General features: G+C 58.9%; 20 protein-coding genes and 2 tRNA genes. 21 read left to right on the top strand and 1 reads right to left on the bottom strand.

What is annotated here, in order from left to right:
• The first annotated feature begins 181 nt into the window (after positions 1-181).
• From dnaJ to D8U82_RS03290, 6 genes are all read left to right on the top strand, one after another.
• Positions 182-1,306 (top strand): molecular chaperone DnaJ, encoded by a 1,125-nt coding sequence (dnaJ, locus tag D8U82_RS03315; RefSeq protein WP_016771767.1) that lies wholly within the window; start codon positions 182-184, stop codon positions 1,304-1,306.
• A gap of 9 nt (positions 1,307-1,315) precedes the next feature.
• Entirely contained in the window at positions 1,316-2,119 is an 804-nt protein-coding gene (gene dapB / locus D8U82_RS03310; protein WP_041477928.1) for a 4-hydroxy-tetrahydrodipicolinate reductase, read from the top strand.
• 258 nt (positions 2,120-2,377) lie between these two features.
• The gene (carA, locus tag D8U82_RS03305; RefSeq protein ID WP_016771765.1) at positions 2,378-3,514 is read left to right on the top strand and encodes a glutamine-hydrolyzing carbamoyl-phosphate synthase small subunit; all 1,137 of its coding nucleotides are present in this window, start codon (positions 2,378-2,380) and stop codon (positions 3,512-3,514) included.
• 124 nt (positions 3,515-3,638) lie between these two features.
• Complete coding sequence (gene carB / locus D8U82_RS03300) at positions 3,639-6,860, top strand: carbamoyl-phosphate synthase large subunit (RefSeq protein ID WP_016771764.1); 3,222 nt, start codon at positions 3,639-3,641, stop codon at positions 6,858-6,860.
• Positions 6,861-6,862: 2 nt separating this feature from the next.
• Complete coding sequence (gene greA / locus D8U82_RS03295) at positions 6,863-7,339, top strand: transcription elongation factor GreA (RefSeq protein ID WP_038861135.1); 477 nt, start codon at positions 6,863-6,865, stop codon at positions 7,337-7,339.
• A gap of 28 nt (positions 7,340-7,367) precedes the next feature.
• Positions 7,368-7,772: a hypothetical protein gene (locus D8U82_RS03290; RefSeq protein WP_016771762.1), complete on the top strand. Its 405-nt coding sequence runs from the start codon at positions 7,368-7,370 to the stop codon at positions 7,770-7,772.
• A gap of 9 nt (positions 7,773-7,781) precedes the next feature.
• On the opposite strand, the gene D8U82_RS03285 is transcribed toward D8U82_RS03290, so the two are convergent.
• Positions 7,782-8,090, bottom strand: a complete 309-nt coding sequence (locus D8U82_RS03285; RefSeq protein WP_016771761.1) for a YhbY family RNA-binding protein — start codon at positions 8,088-8,090, stop codon at positions 7,782-7,784.
• A gap of 101 nt (positions 8,091-8,191) precedes the next feature.
• Here D8U82_RS03285 and rlmE point away from each other — a divergent pair, with 101 nt between their 5' ends.
• The 15 genes from rlmE (at position 8,192) to pnp (ending at position 23,525) form a co-directional block, all read left to right on the top strand.
• Positions 8,192-8,821 carry a 23S rRNA (uridine(2552)-2'-O)-methyltransferase RlmE gene (rlmE, locus tag D8U82_RS03280; protein WP_016771760.1) on the top strand — a complete coding sequence of 210 codons (630 nt, stop codon included), beginning with the start codon at positions 8,192-8,194 and terminating at the stop codon, positions 8,819-8,821.
• 202 nt (positions 8,822-9,023) lie between these two features.
• Positions 9,024-10,931 carry an ATP-dependent zinc metalloprotease FtsH gene (ftsH, locus tag D8U82_RS03275; protein ID WP_016771759.1) on the top strand — a complete coding sequence of 636 codons (1,908 nt, stop codon included), beginning with the start codon at positions 9,024-9,026 and terminating at the stop codon, positions 10,929-10,931.
• A gap of 8 nt (positions 10,932-10,939) precedes the next feature.
• Positions 10,940-11,791 (top strand): dihydropteroate synthase, encoded by an 852-nt coding sequence (gene folP / locus D8U82_RS03270; RefSeq protein ID WP_056782869.1) that lies wholly within the window; start codon positions 10,940-10,942, stop codon positions 11,789-11,791.
• Between the two features lie 16 nt (positions 11,792-11,807).
• On the top strand, positions 11,808-13,145 hold the full coding sequence (gene glmM, locus D8U82_RS03265) for a phosphoglucosamine mutase (protein WP_110603491.1): 1,338 nt from the start codon (positions 11,808-11,810) through the stop codon (positions 13,143-13,145).
• 65 nt (positions 13,146-13,210) lie between these two features.
• A complete protein-coding gene (tpiA, locus tag D8U82_RS03260; RefSeq protein ID WP_007915248.1) occupies positions 13,211-13,966 on the top strand; it encodes a triose-phosphate isomerase in 756 nt (251 codons plus the stop codon).
• 4 nt (positions 13,967-13,970) lie between these two features.
• On the top strand, positions 13,971-14,354 hold the full coding sequence (secG, locus tag D8U82_RS03255) for a preprotein translocase subunit SecG (protein ID WP_016771756.1): 384 nt from the start codon (positions 13,971-13,973) through the stop codon (positions 14,352-14,354).
• Positions 14,355-14,376: 22 nt separating this feature from the next.
• Positions 14,377-14,462, top strand: a tRNA-Leu gene (locus D8U82_RS03250).
• A 97-nt stretch (positions 14,463-14,559) separates the two neighbouring features.
• Positions 14,560-14,636, top strand: a tRNA-Met gene (locus D8U82_RS03245).
• Positions 14,637-14,775: 139 nt separating this feature from the next.
• Positions 14,776-15,234: a ribosome maturation factor RimP gene (gene rimP / locus D8U82_RS03240; RefSeq protein ID WP_007973115.1), complete on the top strand. Its 459-nt coding sequence runs from the start codon at positions 14,776-14,778 to the stop codon at positions 15,232-15,234.
• Between the two features lie 47 nt (positions 15,235-15,281).
• Positions 15,282-16,763, top strand: coding sequence for a transcription termination factor NusA (gene nusA, locus D8U82_RS03235; protein WP_024011569.1), 1,482 nt, complete (start codon positions 15,282-15,284; stop codon positions 16,761-16,763).
• 27 nt (positions 16,764-16,790) lie between these two features.
• Positions 16,791-19,319: a translation initiation factor IF-2 gene (infB, locus tag D8U82_RS03230; protein WP_024011570.1), complete on the top strand. Its 2,529-nt coding sequence runs from the start codon at positions 16,791-16,793 to the stop codon at positions 19,317-19,319.
• 159 nt (positions 19,320-19,478) lie between these two features.
• Positions 19,479-19,880 (top strand): 30S ribosome-binding factor RbfA, encoded by a 402-nt coding sequence (gene rbfA, locus D8U82_RS03225; RefSeq protein WP_016771753.1) that lies wholly within the window; start codon positions 19,479-19,481, stop codon positions 19,878-19,880.
• A 4-nt stretch (positions 19,881-19,884) separates the two neighbouring features.
• Positions 19,885-20,802 carry a tRNA pseudouridine(55) synthase TruB gene (truB, locus tag D8U82_RS03220; RefSeq protein WP_024011571.1) on the top strand — a complete coding sequence of 306 codons (918 nt, stop codon included), beginning with the start codon at positions 19,885-19,887 and terminating at the stop codon, positions 20,800-20,802.
• A 143-nt stretch (positions 20,803-20,945) separates the two neighbouring features.
• Positions 20,946-21,215, top strand: a complete 270-nt coding sequence (gene rpsO, locus D8U82_RS03215; RefSeq protein ID WP_016771751.1) for a 30S ribosomal protein S15 — start codon at positions 20,946-20,948, stop codon at positions 21,213-21,215.
• A 204-nt stretch (positions 21,216-21,419) separates the two neighbouring features.
• Positions 21,420-23,525, top strand: a complete 2,106-nt coding sequence (gene pnp, locus D8U82_RS03205; RefSeq protein ID WP_024011572.1) for a polyribonucleotide nucleotidyltransferase — start codon at positions 21,420-21,422, stop codon at positions 23,523-23,525.
• Positions 23,526-23,579 lie beyond the last annotated feature (54 nt).

The raw sequence follows: 23,579 nt of genomic DNA, 5'->3' as shown, positions 1-23,579 counted from the left end.
CCGTTCGGATGTTGGCGGTATGGCCGGGAATGCTCCTGCTTTTCGCGCCGCAGATATCGCATCAATCAAGACCAGGATCGTTGAATTGACGTGAGTTGGGTCCGGGCCTTAATGGGGGCTCAACGAGTTTGGCGAGGCTCAGGAGGGGTTTGCCGAACGTCCTTAAGAGTGCAAAGAACTTATGGCAAAGCGTGACTATTACGAAGTATTGGGTGTCGAGCGGGGCACGAGCGAAGCGGACCTGAAGAAGGCCTATCGCCGTCTGGCCATGAAGCACCACCCCGACCGTAATCCCGGCGACAAGGCTTCGGAAGAAGCATTCAAAGAGGCCAACGAGGCCTATGAAGTGTTGTCCGACGCCAGCAAACGCGCGGCATATGACCAGTACGGTCATGCCGGCGTCGATCCGAGCATGGGCGGTGGCGGTGCCGGCTTCGGTGGCCAGAACTTCTCGGACATCTTCGGCGATGTCTTCAGTGATTTCTTCGGTGGCGGTCGCGGCGGTGCCCGTGGCGGCGCTCAGCGTGGCAGCGATCTGCGCTACACCCTGGAGCTGAATCTGGAAGAAGCGGTGCGCGGTACGTCGGTGAATATCCGCGTTCCGACACTGGTCAACTGTAAGCCGTGCGATGGTTCCGGCGCCAAGAAAGGCTCGTCGCCGACGACGTGCCCGACCTGCGGCGGCATCGGTCAGGTGCGCATGCAGCAGGGCTTCTTCTCGGTGCAGCAGACCTGCCCGCGCTGCCATGGCCAGGGCAAGATCATTTCCGATCCGTGCGACTCCTGCCACGGCGACGGTCGTGTCGAAGAGTACAAAACCCTGTCGGTCAAAGTGCCTGCCGGTGTTGATACTGGCGACCGTATTCGTCTGTCTGGTGAAGGTGAGGCGGGTACCCAGGGCGGGCCGACTGGCGACCTTTACGTTGTGATCAATGTGCGCGAACACGACATCTTCCAGCGTGACGGCAAGCATCTGTTCTGCGAAGTGCCGATCAGCTTCGTCGACGCAGCACTGGGCGGCGAGCTGGAAATTCCGACCCTCGACGGTCGCGTCAAACTGAAAATCCCCGAAGGCACGCAGACCGGCAAGCAGTTCCGCGTGCGCGGTAAAGGCGTGGCGCCAGTGCGTGGCGGCGGTGCCGGCGACCTGATGTGCCGTGTCGCTGTGGAAACGCCGGTCAACCTCAACCGTCGTCAGCGTGAACTGCTGGAAGAATTCCGCAGCTCCCTGGCCGACGACAACAGCCACTCGCCGAAAACCACCGGTTGGTTCGACGGTGTGAAGCGTTTCTTCGGCGATTTGTAAGGAGTCGGCATGCGACGTATTGCAGTGATGGGCGCCGCCGGGCGCATGGGCAAGACCCTGATTGAAGCGGTGCAGCAGACGCCTGGCGCCGGTCTGACGGCGGCGGTCGATCGTCCCGACAGCACGCTGGTTGGTGCGGATGCCGGTGAGCTGGCAGCGCTGGGCCGTATCGGCGTGCCGCTGTCAGGTGATCTGGATCGTGTGGTCGAAGAGTTCGATGTGCTGATCGACTTCACTCACCCGACCGTGACCCTGAAGAATCTCGCGTTCTGCCGCAAACACGGCAAAGCGATGATCATCGGCACCACCGGTTTCAGTGTTGAAGAGAAGCAATTGCTGGCCGATGCGGGCAAGGACATTCCGATCGTCTTCGCCGCCAACTTCAGCGTCGGCGTCAACCTCTGCCTGAAATTGCTCGACACCGCTGCGCGCGTGCTGGGCGACGATGTCGATATCGAGATCATGGAAGCCCATCACCGCCACAAGGTCGATGCACCGTCCGGTACGGCTGTGCGCATGGGTGAAGTGATTGCCGATGCCCTGGGGCGTGATCTGAAGAAGGTCGCGGTCTACGGTCGTGAAGGCCAGACCGGTGCGCGTGAGCGTGAAACCATTGGTTTCGCCACCGTGCGTGCTGGCGACATCGTTGGTGATCACACCGTGCTGTTCGCTGCCGATGGCGAGCGCGTCGAGATCACCCACAAGGCATCGAGCCGCATGACCTTCGCCAAGGGCGCGGTGCGTGCGGCGCTGTGGCTGGACGGTCGCGAGCCGGGCCTGTACGACATGCAAGACGTACTCGACCTGCGTTGAGTCGTTGCTGAACCCGGCGCAAACGTCCCGTTTTGCGCCGGTTTTTACCGCTTGGCGACGACCTGTCGCATTCTCCGGCCTTTAAGGCTCTTTAGCGGTGGACCAAAAACGCCCTTTTCTGTAAGCTACAGCTTTAGTGTGTCCACTAAAAGCGCGCAGAATAATTTCAGTGAAGAAGCGGGGTGACGTGTCCATACGTCACTCCGCTTTTTTACAACCTGCGATTGCCCTTTCATGCGTTATTTACGGGAGGTCTTCTTGACTAAGCCAGCCATACTCGCCCTTGCTGATGGCAGCATTTTTCGCGGCGAAGCCATTGGAGCCGACGGTCAGACCGTTGGTGAGGTGGTGTTCAACACCGCAATGACCGGCTATCAGGAAATCCTTACCGATCCTTCCTACGCCCAACAGATCGTTACCCTGACTTATCCGCACATCGGCAACACCGGCACCACGCCGGAAGACGCCGAGTCCGACCGCGTCTGGTCCGCTGGCCTGGTCATCCGTGACCTGCCGCTGGTAGCGAGCAACTGGCGTAACACGATGTCCCTGTCCGATTACCTGAAAGCCAACAACGTGGTGGCAATCGCCGGTATCGACACCCGTCGCCTGACCCGCATCCTGCGTGAAAAAGGCGCTCAGAACGGCTGCATCATGGCCGGCGACAACATCTCCGAAGAAGCGGCCATCGCCGCTGCGCAAGGCTTCCCGGGCCTGAAGGGCATGGACCTGGCGAAAGTCGTCAGCACCAAGACCCAATACGAATGGCGTTCGACTGTCTGGGATCTGAAAACCGACAGCCACGCGACCATCGAAGCTTCCGAGCTGCCATATCACGTGGTCGCTTACGACTACGGCGTCAAGGTCAACATCCTGCGCATGCTGGTCGAGCGCGGCTGCCGCGTCACCGTAGTGCCTGCGCAGACTCCAGCCGCCGATGTGCTGGCGCTGAAGCCGGACGGCGTGTTCCTGTCCAACGGTCCTGGTGACCCGGAGCCATGCGACTACGCGATCCAGGCAATCAAGGAAGTCCTGGAAACCGAGACGCCGGTATTCGGCATCTGCCTCGGCCACCAACTGCTGGCTCTGGCCTCCGGCGCCAAGACCCTGAAAATGGGCCACGGCCACCACGGTGCCAACCACCCGGTGCAGGATCTGGACACAGGCGTGGTGATGATCACCAGCCAGAACCACGGTTTTGCGGTAGACGAAGCCACCCTGCCAGCCAACGTGCGCGCGATCCACAAATCGCTGTTCGACGGCACCCTGCAAGGCATCGAGCGCACCGACAAGAGCGCGTTCAGCTTCCAGGGTCACCCTGAAGCGAGCCCGGGCCCGAACGATGTTGCGCCACTGTTCGACCGCTTCATCAACGAGATGGCCAAGCGACGCTAAGCGTTCGCCTTGAGACTGTAGAGAGAAGCCCGCGAGGGCGGCCCCGGTTCCGGCGGCCCCTTCGGGACTTCAGAAATCGATCAAGACGGCTTGCCGACTGACCTGCGGATTTGAGTGACAAACCATGCCAAAACGTACAGACATTAAAAGCATCCTGATTCTCGGCGCTGGCCCGATCGTGATCGGCCAGGCCTGCGAATTCGACTACTCCGGCGCCCAGGCCTGCAAGGCCCTGCGCGAAGAGGGTTACCGCGTCATCCTGGTGAACTCCAACCCGGCCACCATCATGACCGACCCGGACATGGCCGACGCCACCTACATCGAACCGATCAAGTGGCAGACCGTGGCCAAGATCATCGAAAAAGAGCGTCCGGACGCCGTGCTGCCAACCATGGGTGGCCAGACCGCTCTGAACTGCGCTTTGGACCTGGAGCGCGAAGGCGTTCTGGAGAAGTTCGGCGTAGAGATGATCGGTGCCAATGCCGACACCATCGACAAGGCTGAAGACCGTTCGCGTTTCGACAAGGCGATGAAATCCATCGGCCTGGCCTGCCCGCGTTCCGGCATCGCCCACAGCATGGAAGAAGCCAACGCGGTCCTCGAAACTCTCGGTTTCCCGTGCATCATCCGTCCGTCCTTCACCATGGGCGGCACCGGTGGCGGTATCGCTTACAACCGTGAAGAGTTCGAAGAAATCTGCGCCCGTGGTCTGGACCTGTCGCCGACCAAAGAGCTGCTGATCGACGAATCGCTGATCGGCTGGAAAGAATATGAAATGGAAGTTGTCCGCGACAAAAAGGACAACTGCATCATCGTCTGCTCGATCGAAAACTTCGACCCGATGGGCGTGCACACCGGTGACTCGATCACCGTAGCTCCTGCGCAAACCCTGACCGACAAGGAATACCAGATCCTGCGTAACGCCTCGCTGGCGGTACTGCGCGAGATCGGCGTCGAGACCGGCGGTTCGAACGTGCAGTTCGGTATCTGCCCGAACACTGGCCGCATGGTCGTGATCGAAATGAACCCGCGTGTATCGCGTTCCTCGGCACTGGCTTCGAAAGCCACCGGTTTCCCGATCGCCAAGGTCGCGGCCAAACTGGCTGTGGGTTACACCCTCGACGAGCTGTCGAACGACATCACCGGCGGCAAGACCCCGGCGTCCTTCGAACCGTCGATCGACTACGTCGTCACCAAGCTGCCACGCTTCGCCTTCGAGAAATTCGCCAAGGCTGACGCACGCCTGACCACGCAAATGAAGTCGGTCGGCGAAGTCATGGCCATCGGCCGGACCTTCCAGGAATCCCTGCAGAAAGCCCTGCGCGGTCTGGAAGTGGGCGTTTGCGGTCTGGACGAGAAGCTCGATCTGAGCAACCCGGACAGCATGAGCGTGCTCAAGCGCGAACTGACCGTGCCGGGCGCCGAGCGTATCTGGTACGTGGCTGACGCCTTCCGCGCCGGCCTGTCGGTCGAAGACATCTTCGGCATGAACATGATCGACCCGTGGTTCCTGGTGCAGATCGAAGACCTGATCAAGGACGAAGAGAAGGTCAAGACCCTCGGTCTGTCCTCGATCGACCGCGACCTGATGTTCAAGCTCAAGCGCAAAGGCTTCTCCGATCAGCGTCTGGCCAAGCTGCTGGGCGTCACCGAGAAAAACCTGCGTACGCACCGTCAGAAGCTGGAAGTGTTCCCGGTCTACAAGCGCGTTGACACCTGCGCCGCCGAGTTCGCTACCGACACCGCTTACCTGTACTCGACCTACGAGGAAGAGTGCGAAGCAGCGCCGTCGGGTCGCGACAAGATCATGATCCTGGGTGGCGGTCCGAACCGTATTGGCCAGGGCATCGAGTTCGACTACTGCTGCGTTCACGCTGCGCTCGCCCTGCGCGAAGACGGCTACGAAACCATCATGGTCAACTGCAACCCGGAAACCGTTTCCACCGACTACGACACTTCCGACCGTCTGTACTTCGAGCCGGTAACCCTGGAAGACGTGCTGGAAATCTGCCGCGTCGAGAAGCCGAAAGGCGTGATCGTCCAGTACGGCGGCCAGACTCCGCTGAAACTGGCTCGTGCTCTGGAAGCCGCTGGCGTGCCGATCATCGGCACCAGCCCTGACGCCATCGACCGCGCGGAAGACCGCGAGCGCTTCCAGCAAATGGTCGAGCGCTTGAACCTGCGTCAGCCGCCAAACGCCACTGTGCGTAGCGAAGATGAAGCTGTTCGCGCTGCGGCGAAGATCGGTTATCCGCTGGTGGTGCGCCCGTCCTACGTGTTGGGCGGCCGTGCCATGGAAATCGTATACAAAGAAGACGAACTCAAGCGCTATCTGCGTGACGCGGTGCAAGTGTCCAACGACAGCCCGGTGCTGCTCGACCACTTCCTCAACTGCGCCATCGAAATGGACGTGGATGCGGTCTGCGACGGCAAAGACGTGGTGATCGGCGCGATCATGCAGCACATCGAACAGGCGGGCGTTCACTCCGGTGACTCTGCGTGCTCGCTGCCGCCGTACTCGCTGCCGGCGCACATCCAGGACGAGATGCGCGAACAGGTCAAGAAAATGGCTCTGGAATTGGGCGTTGTCGGCCTGATGAACGTGCAGCTGGCTTTGCAGGGCGAAGACATCTACGTCATCGAAGTCAACCCCCGCGCCTCGCGTACCGTGCCGTTCGTTTCCAAGTGCATCGGTGTTTCCCTGGCCATGATCGCTGCGCGCGTGATGGCCGGTAAGACCCTGAAGGAAATCGGCTTCACCAAAGAAATCATCCCGAACTTCTACAGCGTTAAAGAAGCGGTGTTCCCGTTCGCCAAGTTCCCTGGCGTTGACCCGATCCTCGGCCCAGAGATGAAGTCGACCGGTGAAGTGATGGGTGTCGGCGATACCTTCGGCGAAGCATTCGCCAAGGCGCAGATGGGTGCCAGCGAAGTGCTGCCGACCGGCGGTACCGCGTTCATCAGCGTGCGCGATGACGACAAGCCACTGGTTGCAGGCGTGGCCCGTGATCTGATCAACTTGGGCTTCGAAGTGGTCGCCACTGCCGGCACTGCCAAGCTGATCGAAGCCGCAGGCCTGAAAGTGCGCCGCGTGAACAAGGTGACCGAGGGTCGTCCGCACGTGGTCGACATGATCAAGAATGACGAAGTCACGCTGATCATCAACACCACCGAAGGTCGTCAATCGATCGCCGATTCGTACTCCATTCGTCGCAATGCCCTGCAGCACAAGATCTACTGCACCACCACTATCGCTGCGGGCGAAGCGATCTGCGAAGCGCTGAAGTTCGGTCCGGAAAAGACCGTGCGCCGCTTGCAGGATCTACACGCAGGATTGAAGGCATGAGCATAACCAAGTACCCAATGACTGTTCAGGGCGCTCGCGCCCTGGAAGAGGAGCATGCTCACCTGACCAAGGTCGTCCGTCCGAAGCTCAGCCAGGACATCGGTACGGCCCGCGAGTTGGGTGACTTGAAGGAAAACGCTGAATACCATGCTGCCCGCGAACAGCAAGGCATGGTCGAAGCGCGTATTCGTGACATCGAAGGCCGGATTCAGAATCAGGTCATCATCGATGTCACGACCATTCCTCACACCGGTAAAGTGATTTTCGGTACTACCGTCGAGATCGCCAACGTCGAGACTGATGAAAGCGTCACTTACCACATCGTGGGTGAGGATGAGGCTGACTTCAAACTCGGCAAGATCTCCGTCGGTTCGCCGCTGGCCCGCGCCTTGATTGGCAAGGAAGAGGGTGACGTCGTCGCCGTCAAAACGCCAAGCGGCGTGATCGAGTACGAGATTGTCGAAGTTCGTCACATCTGAAAGAAGGCGCCCGCTGCATGCGGGCGCCATGCTTTGGCAACTGACCCAGATGCTTTGGGTCGGTGGCCTATGGTTGATTCATATCGGTTTGCAGCCGGCGTTGGGCCAGATCGGCCTGGCGCCGCTGTTGATCGACGAAGTGGCCAGTGCATTCGAAGTGCTGGTGGTGGGGTTCGCCGCTCTGTGCGTGATCTTTCAGGCTTTGGTGCTGGTACAGGCCGAGGGCCTTGGCAGTCTATGGCGGGATTTTCGCGGGCAGGTGCTGTTGATGGCGTTGTACGCGTGCGCGATGTATGTCGCTGTGCGTGTCGGCTGGCCGGATGCGCAGCGCTGGCAGGTATTCAGTTATCTGGTGCTGGGATTTTCCGGGCTGGTGCTGGTCATGCAGCCGGTGCCGGGATGGAGTGGCAGGGTGCGCGAAGCACACCCTTGACCCTGCACATCACTTGAAGCGATGAACGTTCGACAGCTGCTTGTTGGCGCTGAAGTTCTTGCGGTAGACCAGAGCCATCTTGCCGATCACCTGAACCAGGTCCGCTTTGCCGACCTTGCACAGTTCGGCGATGTGCGCCAGGCGCGACTCGCGATCGAGGATATTGAGCTTGATCTTGATCAGCTCGTGATCGGCCAAGGCGCGTTCAAGTTCGGCTAAAACACCTTCAGTCAAACCGTTGTCCGCTACCGTCAACACTGGTTTGAGGTGGTGGCCGATGGATTTGTACTGTTTCTTCTGCTCTGGAGTGAGCGGCATAATCTGACCCTTTCGTCTGGATTCTGTAAAATGGCGGCCATTTTACCCGAGGGTTCGTGGATCCGCCCAACTAATCACGACCCTAATCATCGAGGTGCCCAATGGCGCGTTCCAAGACAAGCCTTGGTTGGCTGAAAAGACATGTCAACGATCCTTATGTGAAGCAGGCGCAGAAGGATGGCTACCGCTCGCGTGCAAGTTACAAACTTCTGGAGATCCAGGAAAAATACAAACTCATCCGTCCGGGCATGAGCGTGGTCGACCTCGGCGCGGCGCCGGGTGGCTGGTCCCAGGTGACCAGTCGGTTGATCGGCGGTCAGGGTCGTTTGATCGCTTCGGACATCCTGGAAATGGACAGCATTCCGGACGTGCATTTTATCCAGGGCGACTTCACGGAGGATTCGGTGCTCGCTGAAATCCTGGAGGCCGTGGGTAATTCGCAGGTTGACCTTGTGATTTCCGATATGGCCCCCAATATGAGTGGTACGCCCGAAGTGGACATGCCCAAGGCCATGTTCCTCTGTGAGCTGGCGCTGGACCTGGCGGAACGGATCCTCAAGCCCGGTGGCAATTTCGTCATCAAGATTTTTCAGGGCGAAGGGTTTGACGTTTATCTGAAGGACGCTCGGAAGAAATTCGACAAGATCCAGATGATCAAGCCAGACTCTTCCCGTGGCAGCTCCCGTGAGCAGTACATGCTGGCCTGGGGTTATCGCGGCGGTGATGCGTAAAACAAGGTTTTTCGGCGGGGCGATAGGTTTTTCATATTTCGCTCTGCGGGCATAAGCGAATATTGTGTAGAAAGTGTTTCACAAAGGGTTACAGACGGCGCCTGCCAGAGTTGTAGGTAATGTAGTAAGTTAGGCCGGTGAATATCATGCGAAGCGCGCGCCAGTAGCGGAGCTTGCTTCAGAGGGTAGTTAATTGAACGATATGGCAAAGAATCTGATCCTGTGGTTGATCATCGCGGCAGTCCTGGTGACGGTGATGAACAACTTCTCCAGCCCTAACGAGCCGCAGACCCTCAACTATTCCGACTTCATCCAGCAGGTCAAGGATGGCAAGGTCGAGCGCGTAGCCGTTGACGGCTATGTGATTACCGGCAAGCGCACCGATGGCGACAGCTTCAAGACCATTCGTCCGGCAATTCAGGACAATGGCCTGATCGGCGATCTGGTCGACAATCATGTTGTGGTTGAAGGCAAGCAGCCTGAACAGCAAAGCATCTGGACTCAGCTCCTGGTGGCCAGCTTCCCGATCCTGGTGATCATCGCGGTGTTCATGTTCTTCATGCGCCAGATGCAGGGCGGCGCCGGTGGCAAGGGCGGGCCGATGAGCTTCGGCAAGAGCAAGGCACGCCTGCTCTCCGAAGATCAGGTGAAAACCACTTTGGCTGACGTTGCCGGTTGCGACGAAGCCAAGGAAGAAGTCGGCGAGCTGGTCGAGTTCCTGCGTGATCCGGGCAAGTTCCAGCGTCTGGGCGGTCGTATCCCGCGCGGCGTACTGATGGTCGGCCCGCCGGGTACCGGTAAAACCTTGCTGGCCAAGGCGATTGCCGGCGAAGCGAAAGTGCCGTTCTTCACCATTTCCGGTTCCGACTTTGTCGAAATGTTCGTCGGTGTCGGCGCCAGCCGCGTCCGCGACATGTTCGAGCAGGCCAAGAAGCACGCCCCTTGCATCATCTTCATCGACGAAATCGATGCCGTGGGTCGCCATCGTGGCGCCGGCATGGGTGGCGGTCACGACGAACGTGAGCAGACTCTCAACCAGTTGCTGGTGGAGATGGACGGCTTCGAAATGAATGACGGCATCATCGTGATTGCTGCGACCAACCGTCCGGACGTACTCGACCCTGCGCTGCTGCGTCCGGGCCGTTTCGACCGTCAGGTGGTCGTCGGCTTGCCGGATATTCGTGGTCGCGAGCAGATTCTGAAAGTGCACATGCGCAAAGTGCCAATGGGCGACGACGTTGCTCCGGCAGTGATCGCACGTGGCACTCCGGGCTTCTCCGGTGCTGACCTGGCCAACCTGGTCAACGAAGCGTCGTTGTTCGCTGCTCGTAGCGGCAAACGCATCGTCGAGATGAAAGAGTTCGAGCTGGCGAAAGACAAGATCATGATGGGCGCCGAGCGCAAATCCATGGTCATGTCCGAGAAAGAAAAGCAGAACACTGCTTACCACGAAGCCGGCCACGCCATCGTTGGTCGCGTCGTGCCTGAGCATGATCCGGTCTACAAGGTGTCGATCATCCCGCGCGGTCGTGCGCTGGGTGTGACCATGTTCTTGCCGGAGGAAGATCGCTACAGCCTGTCCAAGCGTGCGCTGATCAGCCAGATCTGCTCGTTGTACGGTGGCCGTATCGCTGAAGAAATGACCCTGGGCTTCGACGGTGTGACCACCGGTGCGTCCAATGACATCATGCGTGCAAGTCAGATTGCCCGGAACATGGTGACGAAATGGGGCCTGTCGGAAAAACTCGGTCCGCTGATGTATGCCGAAGAAGAGGGCGAAGTGTTCCTCGGTCGCGGCGGTGGCGGCCAGGCTGCCAGCTTCTCCGGTGAGACCGCCAAGCTGATCGATTCCGAAGTGCGCAGCATCATTGATCAGTGCTACGGCACCGCCAAGCAGATCCTCACGGATAACCGTGACAAGCTCGATGCCATGGCTGATGCGCTGATGAAGTACGAAACCATCGATGCCGAGCAGATCGACGACATCATGGCTGGCCGCACACCTCGCGAACCTCGCGACTGGTCGGGTGGCACCGGTACGCCTCCGCCGCCTGTCGTGCAGGACGAGCGTCCGGAAAAACCGATTGGCGGTCCGGCTGCTGACGTTTAAGGCTTGAAATGACTTCTGTACAGTCCCTGACCCGGTTGCCTTGCGGCAACCGGGTTCTTGATTTGGCCCAGACGCATGTCATGGGCATTCTCAATGTCACTCCTGATTCTTTCTCCGATGGTGGTCGCTATAGCCAGCTCGATGCGGCTTTGCGCCACGCCGAAGCGATGGTGTTGGCTGGCGCGACGCTGATCGATGTCGGCGGCGAATCGACCCGGCCAGGCGCGCGAGCGGTCTCTCCTCTGGAGGAACTTGAGCGCGTCGCGCCGATTGTCGAGCTGATCAATCGCGAGCTGGATGTCATCATCTCGGTCGATACTTCCACCCCGGCAGTCATGCGCGAAACCGCCCGGCTCGGTGCCGGACTGATCAATGATGTGCGTTCGTTGCGTCGCGATGGCGCGCTGGATGCGGCGGCGGCGACCGGATTGCCGGTTTGTCTCATGCACATGCTCGGCGAGCCGGGCGATATGCAGGACAATCCACAGTATCAGGATGTCACCCGCGAGGTCGGTGAGTTTCTCGCCGAACGCATGGATCAGTGCGCGCAGGCGGGTATTCCCGCCGAGCGGATCATTCTTGATCCCGGCTTCGGCTTCGCCAAGACCCTGCAGCACAATCTAAGCTTGTTCAAACACATGGAGGCCCTGCATGCACTGGGTCGACCACTGCTGGTAGGTGTTTCGCGCAAGAGTATGATTGGCCACGCTTTGAATCGTCCCGTGGGCGAGCGTCTGCATGGCGGCCTGGCGCTGGCAGCGCTGGCGTCGGTCAAGGGCGCGCGGATATTGCGCGTCCACGACGTGGCGGAAACTGTCGATGTAGTGCGAATGATCGCGGCCGTAGAATCAGCCGAATAAGAATGATGGAGCACTTATGAGCAAGAAATATTTTGGTACCGACGGCATTCGCGGTCGTGTAGGTGAATACCCGATCACGCCTGACTTCATGCTCAAGCTCGGCTGGGCTGCTGGTATGGCTTTTCGCAAGATGGGTGCCTGCAAGGTGCTGGTCGGCAAGGACACGCGGATCTCCGGCTATATGTTCGAGTCGGCACTCGAGGCCGGGCTGACCTCGGCGGGTGCCGATGTGATGCTGCTCGGCCCGATGCCGACGCCTGCCATCGCTTATCTGTCGCGTACGTTCCAGGCTGAAGCCGGCATCGTGATCAGTGCTTCGCACAACCCGCATGATGACAACGGCATCAAGTTCTTCTCCGGCAAAGGCACCAAGCTGCCCGATGAATTGGAGCTGATGATCGAAGAGTTGCTGGATACGCCGATGACCGTCGTCGAGTCGAGCAAGATCGGTAAAGTGTCGCGAATCAATGATGCATCGGGCCGCTACATCGAGTTCTGCAAGAGCAGCGTGCCTACCGGGACCAATTTCGCCGGCCTGAAGATCGTTATCGACTGCGCGCATGGTGCGACCTATAAGGTAGCGCCGAGCGTCTTCCGTGAATTGGGTGCCGAAGTCGTCGTGCTTTCCGCTCAGCCGAACGGGCTGAACATCAACGATAACTGCGGTTCCACGCATATGGGGCCGTTGCAGGCCGCCGTTCTGGCCGAGCATGCGGACCTGGGTATCGCCTTCGATGGTGATGGCGATCGGGTATTGATGGTCGATCACACCGGCGCCATTGTTGATGGTGACGACCTGCTGTTTATCATTGCCCGCGATCTGCATGAGCGTGGCAAGTTGCAGGGTGGCGTCGTCGGTACTTTGATGAGCAATCTTGGTCTCGAACTGGCCCTTGCGGATCTGTCGATCCCGTTCGTTCGCGCCAATGTCGGTGACCGCTACGTGATTGCCGAGCTGCAAGAGCGCAACTGGCTCGTAGGCGGGGAAAATTCCGGGCATGTGGTCTGCTTCAACCACACCACCACGGGCGACGCCATCATTGCGGCCTTGCAGGTGTTGATGGCTCTGAAATCCCGCAATGAAGGTCTGGCACAAACGCGCCAGGCGTTGCGCAAGTGCCCTCAGGTGCTGATCAACGTTCGCTTTGGCGGCGGTGAAAGCCCACTGGAGCATCCTGCTGTCAAGGAAGCCAGTGCCCGTGTCACTCAGGCGATGGCGGGACGCGGTCGCGTGCTTCTGCGCAAGTCCGGCACAGAGCCTCTGGTGCGCGTAATGGTCGAAGGCGAGGACGAGAACCAGGTTCGCGGCTATGCCGAAGAGCTGGCAAAACTGGTAACCGAAGTTTCTGCCTGATACGGCTTGCAAGCCATGATTGTGTTGGGTAACATCTGCGCCCACTTTGACCGACGAGGTACAGCATGCGTCGCCCTATGGTAGCTGGTAACTGGAAGATGCACGGTACCCGCGCCAGCGTCGCTGAGCTGATCAACGGCCTTCGTCATCTGGCCTTGCCAAGCGGTGTTGATGTCGCGGTGTTCCCGCCTTGCTTGTACATCAATCAAGTGATTGATGGCTTGAAAGGCAAGTCGATTTCGGTCGGCGCGCAGAATTCTGCGGTGGAAGCCATGCAAGGTGCGTTGACTGGTGAGATTGCTCCCAGCCAACTGGTGGATGCAGGTTGTTCCCTGGTGCTTGTCGGGCACTCCGAACGCCGCCAGATTATGGGCGAGCGAGACGGGATGCTGAATCGCAAGTTCGCAGCGGCACAGGCATGTGGCTTGATTCCGGTGTTGTGTGTAGGGGAAACCCTCGAGCAGCGCGAAGCCGGAAAAACTCTTGAAGTTGTCGGGCGTCAGCTTGGCAGCATCATTGAAGAGCTGGGTGTCGGTGCCTTTGCCAAGGCAGTGATTGCTTACGAGCCGGTCTGGGCCATTGGTACCGGGCTGACTGCAACGCCGCAACAGGCTCAGGATGTGCATAAAGCCATTCGCGAGCAGTTGGCGGCAGAGAATTCTGAGGTCGCACGAGGTGTGCGGCTTCTATACGGCGGCAGCGTGAAGGCGGCCAATGCGGTCGAACTGTTCGGCATGCCGGATATCGATGGGGGGCTCATTGGTGGAGCTTCCCTGAATGCAGATGAGTTCGGTGCGATCTGTCGCGCCGCGGGAAACTGAAAAAATGCTGGAAACAGTCGTAGTCGTTTTTCATCTGCTGGGTGCATTGGGCGTAGTTGCTCTGGTTTTGCTGCAGCAGGGTAAGGGTGCGGACGCTGGCGCGTCTTTCGGAGCAGGTGCTTCAAATACTGTGTTCGGAAGCCAAGGTTCCTCTACCTTTCTTAGTAAGTTTACTGCTATACTTGCCGCCGGTTTCTTCATAACCAGCTTGGGGTTAGGTTACTTTGCTAAAGAGAAAGCTCATCAGCTGACTCAAGCAGGTCTTCCAGATCCAGCAGTGTTGGAAGTACCTAAGCAACAACCGGCTTCTGATGATGTCCCGGTGCTTCAAGAGCAAAAGTCGGCTACTCCAGCGACTGACGTGCCTCCAGCTCAAGAGCAGAAGTAAGAAGAGTTCCAAACGTAGTATTGCCGAGGTGGTGGAATTGGTAGACACGCAACCTTGAGGTGGTTGTGCCCATAGGGTGTAGGGGTTCGAGTCCCCTTCTCGGTACCAATTAGTCAGGAGAGCCCGCTGTTGCGGGCTTTCTTGCAGGTGGAAGGTTACATTGACCCTAAAAGGGATCGGTCGTATACTTCCGCCCCAGCTTTGTCGCGGGGTGGAGCAGTCTGGTAGCTCGTCGGGCTCATAACCCGAAGGTCGTCGGTTCAAATCCGGCCCCCGCAACCAGTTTAAGGAGCCCCTTTTAAGGGGCTTTTTGTTAGCTGGATACTTTCAACGCCGCTGTTCGACGGCGTTTCAAGGATGGGCGTTATGCCCATTTTTTTATTTTGTAAAGCATGCACATATCATGCACTAGGGGGTTCAGGTGTCGAGCAAGCTAGAAGAGTTGCAGGCCTTGCTGGCCCCGGTGGTCGTGGCCCTGGGCTATGAATGCTGGGGTATCGAGTTTTCGGCTCAGGGTCGTCACTCGATGTTGCGCGTTTATATCGATAAAGAGGGTGGCGTGCTGGTGGACGATTGCGCCATTGTCAGCCGTCAGATCAGCGGTGTTCTGGATGTTGAAGATCCTATCTCCGTTGAATACACCCTTGAAGTTTCCTCGCCTGGCATGGAGCGCCCGCTGTTCACTCTTGAGCAGTTTGCCAAATTTGCCGGTGAACAAGTGAAGATCAAGCTGCGCTCGCCTTTCGAAGGTCGACGCAATTTTCAGGGCCTTCTGCGCGGTGTAGAAGAGCAGGACGTCGTGGTGCAGGTAGAAGACCACGAGTTCCTGTTGCCGATCGATATGATCGACAAGGCCAACATTATTCCCAGTTTTGACTGAGACGCGGATCCCGCGGATCCAATGGCTTGCGAAAGGCGAGGCGTACGATGAGCAAAGAAGTACTGCTGGTTGTTGAGTCGGTATCCAATGAAAAGGGTGTACCGGCAAGCGTAATTTTTGAAGCGCTGGAGCTGGCTCTGGCCACTGCTACCAAAAAGCGTTTTGAAGACGAAGTGGACCTGCGTGTGGAAATCAACCGCCACACCGGTTCCTACGAAACCTTCCGTCGCTGGACGGTCGTCGAAGAGAATGATCTCGACGATCCGGCCATCGAGACCTGGCCAAGCAAGGTTGCCGAAACGCACCCTGGCGCCAAGGTTGGTGACGTCGTCGAAGAGAAAATCGAATCCATCGAGTTCGGCCGCATCGCTGCACAGACTGCCAAGCAGGTCATCGTGCAGAAAGTTCGCGAAGCCGAGCGTGCTCAAGTGGTCGACGCCTATCGCGAGCGCCTGGGAGAAATCATCTCCGGCACCGTGAAAAAAGTCACCCGCGACAACGTGATCGTCGATCTGGGCAACAATGCTGAAGCGTTGCTGGCCCGTGAAGACATCATTTCTCGCGAAACCTTCCGTGTCGGCGTGCGTCTGCGTGCGCTGCTCAAGGAAATCCGCACCGAGAACCGCGGCCCGCAGCTGATCCTGTCGCGTACCGCGCCGGAAATGCTGATCGAGCTGTTCCGTATCGAAGTGCCGGAAATCGCCGAAGGCCTCATCGAGGTCATGGCCGCCTCCCGTGATCCGGGTTCGCGTGCCAAGATCGCCGTCCGCTCCAAGGACAAGCGCATCGACCCACAAGGTGCCTGCATCGGTATGCGCGGTTCGCGCGTCCAGGCGGTATCGGGTGAGTTGGGCGGTGAGCGTGTTGATATCGTGCTGTGGGACGACAACCCGGCCCAGTTCGTGATCAACGCCATGTCCCCGGCCGAGGTTGCGGCAATTATCGTTGACGAAGATGCCCATGCCATGGACATCGCCGTTGGCGCAGACAATCTGGCTCAGGCCATCGGTCGCGGTGGTCAGAACGTGCGTCTGGCCAGCCAGTTGACTGGCTGGACCCTGAACGTGATGACCGAATCGGACATCCAGGCTAAGCAGCAAGCAGAAACCGGCGACATCCTGCGCAACTTCATCGACGAGCTGGAAGTCGACGAAGAACTGGCTCAGGTGCTGGTAGATGAAGGCTTCACCAGCCTGGAAGAGATTGCCTACGTACCGGTGGAGGAAATGCTCAACATCGACGGCTTTGACGAGGACATCGTCAACGAGCTTCGTGCTCGCGCCAAGGATCGCTTGTTGACCAAAGCCATCGCTACTGAGGAAAAGCTGGCAGACGCCCATCCGGCCGAAGACCTGCTCTCGCTTGAGGGTATGGACAAGGATTTGGCGATGGAACTGGCGGTGCGCGGCGTAATTACCCGCGAAGACCTGGCCGAGCAGTCTATTGACGACCTGCTCGACATCGACGGCATTGACGATGATCGTGCCGGCAAGTTGATCATGGCCGCCCGAGCCCACTGGTTCGAGTAATTAGGCGCGGCCTGAGGAGAGAAGTGCATGACGCAAGTCACGGTGAAACAACTGGCCGATGAGGTCAAAACACCGGTAGAGCGCCTGTTGCAGCAGATGCGTGAGGCAGGTCTGCCGCACACCGCCGCCGACGAAAATGTGACTGACAGTGAGAAGCAATCCCTGCTGACTCACTTGAAGAGCAGTCACAAGGCGAAAGTGGAAGAACCACGCAAGATCACGCTGCAGCGTAAAACCACCAGCACCCTGCGTGTGGCTGGTAGCAAGAGCATCAGCGTTGAAGTTCGCAAGAAGAAAGTTTTCGTACAGCGCAGCCCGGAAGAAATCGAAGCCGAGCGCAAGCGTGAACTGGATGAGCGTCGCGCAGTAGAAAATGCTGCCCGTCAGAAGGCTGAAGAAGAAGCCAAGCAGCGCGCCGAAGAAGAAGCGCGTCGCCAGCCTGCTGCTGCGCAAACCGCTGCCAGCGACGCCGTTGCGGCGCCGGCTGCCGCTGCCGAACCTGTTCGCGAAAGCGCACCGGTGGCTGCTGCTCCTGCTCCATCGGCTGACGTTCGCAACAAGCAGAACGAACAGCGCCGTCCGGACAAGCCACGTGCCGACGACAACAATCGTCGCAGCGGTGGTGGTGATGGCGAGCGCAAAAACGCTCCGCATCGCGCATCGGTCAAAGAAAAAGCCCCGGCGCCACGTGTGGCGCCACGCACTACCGACGAAGAAAGCGATGGCTTCCGTCGTGGTGGTCGCGGCAAGGCCAAGCTGAAGAAGCGCAACGCCCACGGTTTCCAGAGCCCGACCGGCCCTGTCGTGCGTGATGTGCAGATCGGCGAGACCATCACGGTTGGCGATCTGGCCAATCAGATGTCGGTCAAAGCGGCTGAAATCATCAAGTTCATGTTCAAACTGGGTACCCCAGCGACCATCAACCAGGTGCTTGATCAGGAAACTGCTCAACTGGTAGCCGAAGAACTGGGCCACAAAGTGACCCTGGTCAGCGACACCGCTCTGGAAGATTCCCTGGCCGAGTCCCTGAAGTTTGAAGGTGAGTCGTTCTCCCGTGCACCAGTCGTGACCGTAATGGGCCACGTTGACCATGGTAAGACTTCCCTGCTCGACTACATCCGTCGTGCCAAGGTAGCTGCTGGCGAAGCCGGCGGTATCACCCAGCACATCGGTGCATACCACGTTGAGACTGATCGCGGCATGGTCACTTTCCTCGACACCCCGGGTCACGCCGCGTTTACCGCAATGCGTGCCCGTGGTGCCAAGGCGACCGACATCGTGATCCTCGTGGTTGCAGCGGACGACGGTGTGATGCCGCAAACCATCGAAGCGGTTCAGCATGCTCAGGCAGCTGGCGTGCCGCTGGTGGTAGCAGTGAACAAGATCGACAAGCCGGGCGCCGATCTCGATCGCATCCGCAGCGAGCTGTCGGTTCACGGCGTGACTTCCGAAGACTGGGGTGGCGACACGCCATTCGTTCCGGTTTCGGCGAAGATGGGTACTGGCGTGGACGAGCTGCTTGAAGCCGTTCTGCTGCAGGCCGAAGTTCTCGAACTGAAAGCTACTCCTTCCGCTCCTGGCCGTGGTGTGGTGGTTGAATCGCGTCTCGACAAGGGTCGTGGCCCGGTGGCAACCGTGCTGGTTCAGGACGGTACGCTGCGTCAAGGCGACATGGTCCTGGTCGGTTCGAACTACGGCCGTGTACGTGCCATGCTCGACGAGAACGGCAAGCCAATCAAGGAAGCCGGTCCATCCATCCCTGTCGAGATCCTCGGCCTGGACGGTACCCCGGACGCTGGCGACGAGATGAGCGTGGTTGCCGACGAGAAGAAAGCCCGTGAAGTGGCTCTGTTCCGTCAAGGCAAGTTCCGCGAAGTCAAACTGGCTCGCGCTCACGCCGGCAAGCTGGAAAACATCTTCGAAAACATGGGTCAGGCCGAGAAGAAGACGCTCAACATCGTCCTCAAATCCGACGTCCGTGGTTCGCTGGAAGCGTTGAACGGTGCCTTGAATGGCCTGGGCAACGACGAAGTACAAGTGCGCGTCGTGGGTGGCGGTGTCGGTGGTATCACCGAATCCGACGCCAACCTGGCACTGGCTTCCAACGCTGTACTGTTCGGCTTCAACGTGCGTGCCGATGCCGGCGCTCGCAAGATCGTCGAGCAGGAAGGTCTGGATATGCGTTACTACAACGTGATCTACGACATCATCGAAGACGTCAAGAAAGCCCTGACCGGCATGCTCGGCAGCGATGTTCGCGAGAACATCCTGGGTGTGGCCGAAGTGCGTGACGTGTTCCGTTCGCCGAAGTTTGGCGCGATCGCCGGTTGCATGGTGATCGAAGGTGTCGTGCACCGTAACCGTCCGATCCGTGTACTGCGTGAAGACATCGTTATCTTCGAAGGCGAGCTGGAATCCCTGCGCCGCTTCAAGGATGACGCTTCCGAAGTACGTGCCGGCATGGAATGCGGTATCGGCGTGAAGAGCTACAACGACGTCAAAGTCGGCGACAAGATCGAAGTCTTCGAGAAGGTTCAGGTTGCTCGCAGCCTCTGACTCGCGCACTTCAAGGGCCACGATGGGCCGTAGCATGCAAATGCACGGCACAGCGTCCGGACTCTAAACGCAACGCCCGGTCTGGCTTTTGTCAGGCCGGGCGTTTGCCGCTTTCAGACCTTGCGGGTTTCACCGCTGGGCAGTAACAGGTAACAAATCATGGCAAAAGAATACAGCCGTACCCAACGTATCGGCGATCAGATGCAGCGCGAGCTGGCGCAACTGATCCGTCGCGAAGTCAAAGATCCGCGCGTCGGCCTGGTCACCATCACCGCTGTGGAAGTGTCCCGTGACGTCGGTCACGCGAAGATTTTCATCACCGTGATGGGTCAGGACAACGCTGAAGACATCGCGCAAAGCATCAAGGTGCTCAATGCCGCCGCAGGCTTCCTGCGCATGCAGTTGGCCCGCGAAATGAAGCTGCGCAGCGTGCCGCAATTGCACTTCCACTACGACGAATCCGTCGTGCGTGGCGCGCACCTGTCGGCATTGATCGAGCGCGCCGTGGCTGAAGACAATCAGCACGTTGCCGCTCCAGCACCTGAAGACACCAAGGAGTAATTCGGTGGCTCAGGTCAAACGTATCCGTCGTAACGTCAGCGGCATCATCCTGCTCGACAAGCCGTTGGGGTTCACCTCCAACGCTGCCTTGCAGAAGGTGCGCTGGCTGCTCAATGCCGAGAAGGCCGGGCACACCGGCAGCCTCGATCCGTTGGCCACCGGCGTGTTGCCGCTGTGCTTCGGCGAGGCGACCAAGTTCTCGCAATACCTGCTCGATTCCGACAAGGGCTACGAGACCCTGGCGCAACTGGGCAAGACCACCACCACGGCCGATGCCGAAGGCGAGGTTTTGCAGGAGCGTCCGGTGACCGTTGGTCGCGCCGATGTCGAAGCGGTTCTGCCGAAATTTCGTGGGCAAATCAGTCAGATACCGCCGATGTACTCGGCACTCAAGCGTGATGGCCAGCCGCTGTACAAACTGGCACGTGCAGGCGAAGTAGTGGAGCGCGAACCGCGTTCTGTTACTATTGCGCGCTTGGAATTGCTGGCCTTCGAAGGCGATACTGCGCGGCTTGCGGTGGACTGCAGCAAGGGCACCTATATTCGGACCCTGGTGGAGGATATCGGTGAGCAACTCGGTTGTGGTGCGTACGTCGCAGAATTGCGACGGACCCAGGCCGGGCCTTTCACCCTGGCGCAGACTGTTACTCTCGAAGAGCTGGAAGCGGTACATGCCGAAGGCGGCAACGAAGCGGTCGATCGCTTCCTGATGCCATCGGACAGCGGCCTGCAGGATTGGCCGTTGCTGCACTTCTCGGAAGCGAGCGCGTTCTACTGGCTCAACGGCCAGCCGGTACGTGCCCCGGATGCGCCGAAGTTCGGCATGGTGCGGGTACAGGATCACAATGGTCGTTTCATCGGTATCGGTGAAGTGAGCGAAGACGGGCGTATCGCGCCGCGTCGCTTGATTCGGTCAGAATGACCGGAACCGGTCTGCGTTAAGCGGGCCGGCGAGTGTGGCTGTTAACAGGCATGGTCACTACTCATTTATAGATACAGGGATTTGTCCCTGGCCTGTTGAAGCTGTTTCCCTGAAACAGTTTCCTGATAAGGAAGGATTGCCTCATGGCTCTCGACGTTCAAGAAAAAGCTCAAATCGTTGCTGACTACCAGCAAGCTGTTGGTGACACTGGTTCGCCAGAAGTGCAGGTTGCACTGCTGACCGCCAACATCAACAAACTGCAAGGTCACTTCAAGGCCAACGGTAAAGATCACCACTCCCGTCGTGGTCTGATCCGCATGGTTAACCAGCGTCGCAAGCTGCTGGACTACCTGAAAGGCAAGGACGTAAGCCGGTACGCCGCGCTGATCGCTCGCCTGGGTCTGCGTCGCTAATCAGCGATTGCGCTATGAGGTTGGTGGTCTGTCGGGCGTCAGCGGTTTTCCGCTGGCGCCTTGCAGGCTCCCAGCCTCAAGTTTTATCTGCAGCATGGCTTTACCTGTAGCACCCGGACAATTGCCATCGGGCCGATTCCCGAGATTGCCCAAGAATTCGCAAGAAACCGTTTCCCCCAAGAGCCACAAAGAAGGTAGGACACCGTGAACCCGGTAATCAAAAAATTCCAGTTCGGTCAATCGACCGTTACCCTCGAGACAGGCCGTATCGCCCGTCAGGCCTCCGGCGCAGTATTGGTCACCGTTGACGACGACGTCAGCGTGTTGGTGACTGTTGTCGGTGCAAAGCAAGCCGATCCGGGCAAGGGCTTCTTCCCTCTGTCCGTTCATTACCAGGAAAAGACTTACGCTGCCGGTAAGATCCCTGGCGGTTTCTTCAAGCGTGAAGGCCGTCCTTCCGAGAAAGAAACCCTGACTTCCCGACTGATCGACCGTCCGATCCGTCCGCTGTTCCCAGAAGGCTTCATGAACGAAGTGCAGGTTGTCTGCACCGTCGTTTCCACCAGCAAGAAGACCGATCCGGATATCGCTGCGATGATCGGTACCTCGGCTGCCCTGGCCATTTCCGGCATTCCGTTCGACGGCCCGATCGGCGCTGCTCGCGTGGCTTTCCACGAAAGCACCGGCTACCTGCTGAACCCGACTTACGAGCAGCAGGCCGCTTCGAGCCTGGACATGGTCGTTGCCGGTACTTCCGACGCCGTGCTGATGGTTGAATCGGAAGCCAAAGAGCTGACCGAAGACCAGATGCTGGGCGCAGTACTGTTCGCTCACGACGAATTCCAGGTTGTGATCAACGCTGTTAAAGAACTGGCTGCCGAAGCCGCCAAGCCAACCTGGAACTGGGCTCCTGCGCCAGAAGCCACCGAACTGCTGGGCGCTATCCGTGCCGAGTTCGGCGAAGCGATCTCCCAGGCTTACACCATCACCATCAAGGCCGACCGTTACGCTCGCCTGGGTGAGCTGAAGGACCAGGTGGTTGCCAAGCTGTCCGGTGAAGAAGGCCAGCCAAGCGCTGCTGAAGTCAAAGCAGCCTTCGGCGAAATCGAATACCGCACCGTTCGCGAAAATATCGTTAACGGCAAGCCACGTATCGACGGTCGCGACACCAAGACTGTACGTCCGCTGAACATCGAAGTTGGCGTTCTGCCGAAGACTCACGGTTCGGCACTGTTCACCCGTGGCGAAACCCAGGCGCTGGTTGTGGCAACACTGGGCACCGCCCGTGACGCGCAACTGCTGGACACCCTGGAAGGCGAAAAGAAAGACCCGTTCATGTTGCACTACAACTTCCCGCCGTTCTCGGTAGGCGAGTGTGGTCGCATGGGTGGCGCCGGTCGTCGCGAAATCGGTCACGGCCGTCTGGCCCGTCGTTCGGTTTCGGCCATGCTGCCAGCCGCTGACGTGTTCCCGTACACCATCCGCGTGGTGTCGGAAATCACCGAATCCAACGGTTCGAGCTCGATGGCTTCCGTGTGCGGTGCTTCCCTGGCACTGATGGACGCTGGTGTACCGATGAAAGCACCGGTGGCCGGTATCGCCATGGGTCTGGTTAAAGAAGGCGAGAAGTTCGCCGTCCTGACCGACATCCTCGGCGACGAAGATCACCTGGGCGACATGGACTTCAAGGTAGCCGGTACCGCCAAAGGCGTGACTGCGCTGCAGATGGACATCAAGATCAAGGGCATCACCGAAGAGATCATGGAAATCGCTCTGGGCCAGGCCCTTGAAGCGCGCCTGAACATCCTCGGCCAGATGAACCAGATCATTGGCCAGTCGCGTACCGAACTGTCGGCCAACGCTCCGACCATGATCGCGATGAAGATCGACACCGACAAAATCCGTGACGTTATCGGTAAAGGTGGCGCGACCATCCGTGCGATCTGCGAAGAAACCAAGGCTTCGATCGACATCGAAGACGACGGTTCGATCAAGATCTTCGGCGAAACCAAGGATGCTGCAGAAGCTGCTCGTCAGCGCGTTCTGAGCATCACTGCAGAAGCCGAGATCGGCAAGATCTACGTCGGCAAGGTTGAGCGCATCGTCGACTTCGGCGCATTCGTAAACATCCTGCCGGGCAAGGACGGTCTGGTGCACATCTCGATGCTGAGCGACGCTCGCGTTGAGAAAGTGACCGACATCCTGAAGGAAGGCCAGGAAGTGGAAGTGCTGGTACTGGACGTGGACAACCGCGGCCGTATCAAGCTGTCCATCAAAGACGTGGCAGCTGCCAAGGCTTCGGGCGTTTAATCACCCCAACGCTTTAGCGCAATGAAGATGCCCCCGCCGTGCAAACGGCGGGGG

Origin of the sequence: Pseudomonas sp. Sample_23 (assembly GCF_004307595.1) — a bacterium.
GTDB lineage: Bacteria > Pseudomonadota > Gammaproteobacteria > Pseudomonadales > Pseudomonadaceae > Aquipseudomonas > Aquipseudomonas atacamensis.
This window is presented reverse-complemented; position numbering and strand designations above follow the sequence as displayed.

Excerpts from the sequence above, each read along its gene's own strand:
- dnaJ (WP_016771767.1), top strand. The coding sequence starts at position 182 with ATGGCAAAGCGTGACTATTACGAAGTATTGGGTGTCGAGCGGGGCACG.
- dapB (WP_041477928.1), top strand. The coding sequence starts at position 1,316 with ATGCGACGTATTGCAGTGATGGGCGCCGCCGGGCGCATGGGCAAGACC.
- carB (WP_016771764.1), top strand. The coding sequence starts at position 3,639 with ATGCCAAAACGTACAGACATTAAAAGCATCCTGATTCTCGGCGCTGGC.
- D8U82_RS03290 (WP_016771762.1), top strand. The coding sequence starts at position 7,368 with ATGCTTTGGCAACTGACCCAGATGCTTTGGGTCGGTGGCCTATGGTTG.
- D8U82_RS03285 (WP_016771761.1), bottom strand. The coding sequence starts at position 8,090 with ATGCCGCTCACTCCAGAGCAGAAGAAACAGTACAAATCCATCGGCCAC.
- rlmE (WP_016771760.1), top strand. The coding sequence starts at position 8,192 with ATGGCGCGTTCCAAGACAAGCCTTGGTTGGCTGAAAAGACATGTCAAC.
- ftsH (WP_016771759.1), top strand. The coding sequence starts at position 9,024 with ATGGCAAAGAATCTGATCCTGTGGTTGATCATCGCGGCAGTCCTGGTG.
- folP (WP_056782869.1), top strand. The coding sequence starts at position 10,940 with ATGACTTCTGTACAGTCCCTGACCCGGTTGCCTTGCGGCAACCGGGTT.
- glmM (WP_110603491.1), top strand. The coding sequence starts at position 11,808 with ATGAGCAAGAAATATTTTGGTACCGACGGCATTCGCGGTCGTGTAGGT.
- tpiA (WP_007915248.1), top strand. The coding sequence starts at position 13,211 with ATGCGTCGCCCTATGGTAGCTGGTAACTGGAAGATGCACGGTACCCGC.
- secG (WP_016771756.1), top strand. The coding sequence starts at position 13,971 with ATGCTGGAAACAGTCGTAGTCGTTTTTCATCTGCTGGGTGCATTGGGC.
- nusA (WP_024011569.1), top strand. The coding sequence starts at position 15,282 with ATGAGCAAAGAAGTACTGCTGGTTGTTGAGTCGGTATCCAATGAAAAG.
- infB (WP_024011570.1), top strand. The coding sequence starts at position 16,791 with ATGACGCAAGTCACGGTGAAACAACTGGCCGATGAGGTCAAAACACCG.
- rbfA (WP_016771753.1), top strand. The coding sequence starts at position 19,479 with ATGGCAAAAGAATACAGCCGTACCCAACGTATCGGCGATCAGATGCAG.
- rpsO (WP_016771751.1), top strand. The coding sequence starts at position 20,946 with ATGGCTCTCGACGTTCAAGAAAAAGCTCAAATCGTTGCTGACTACCAG.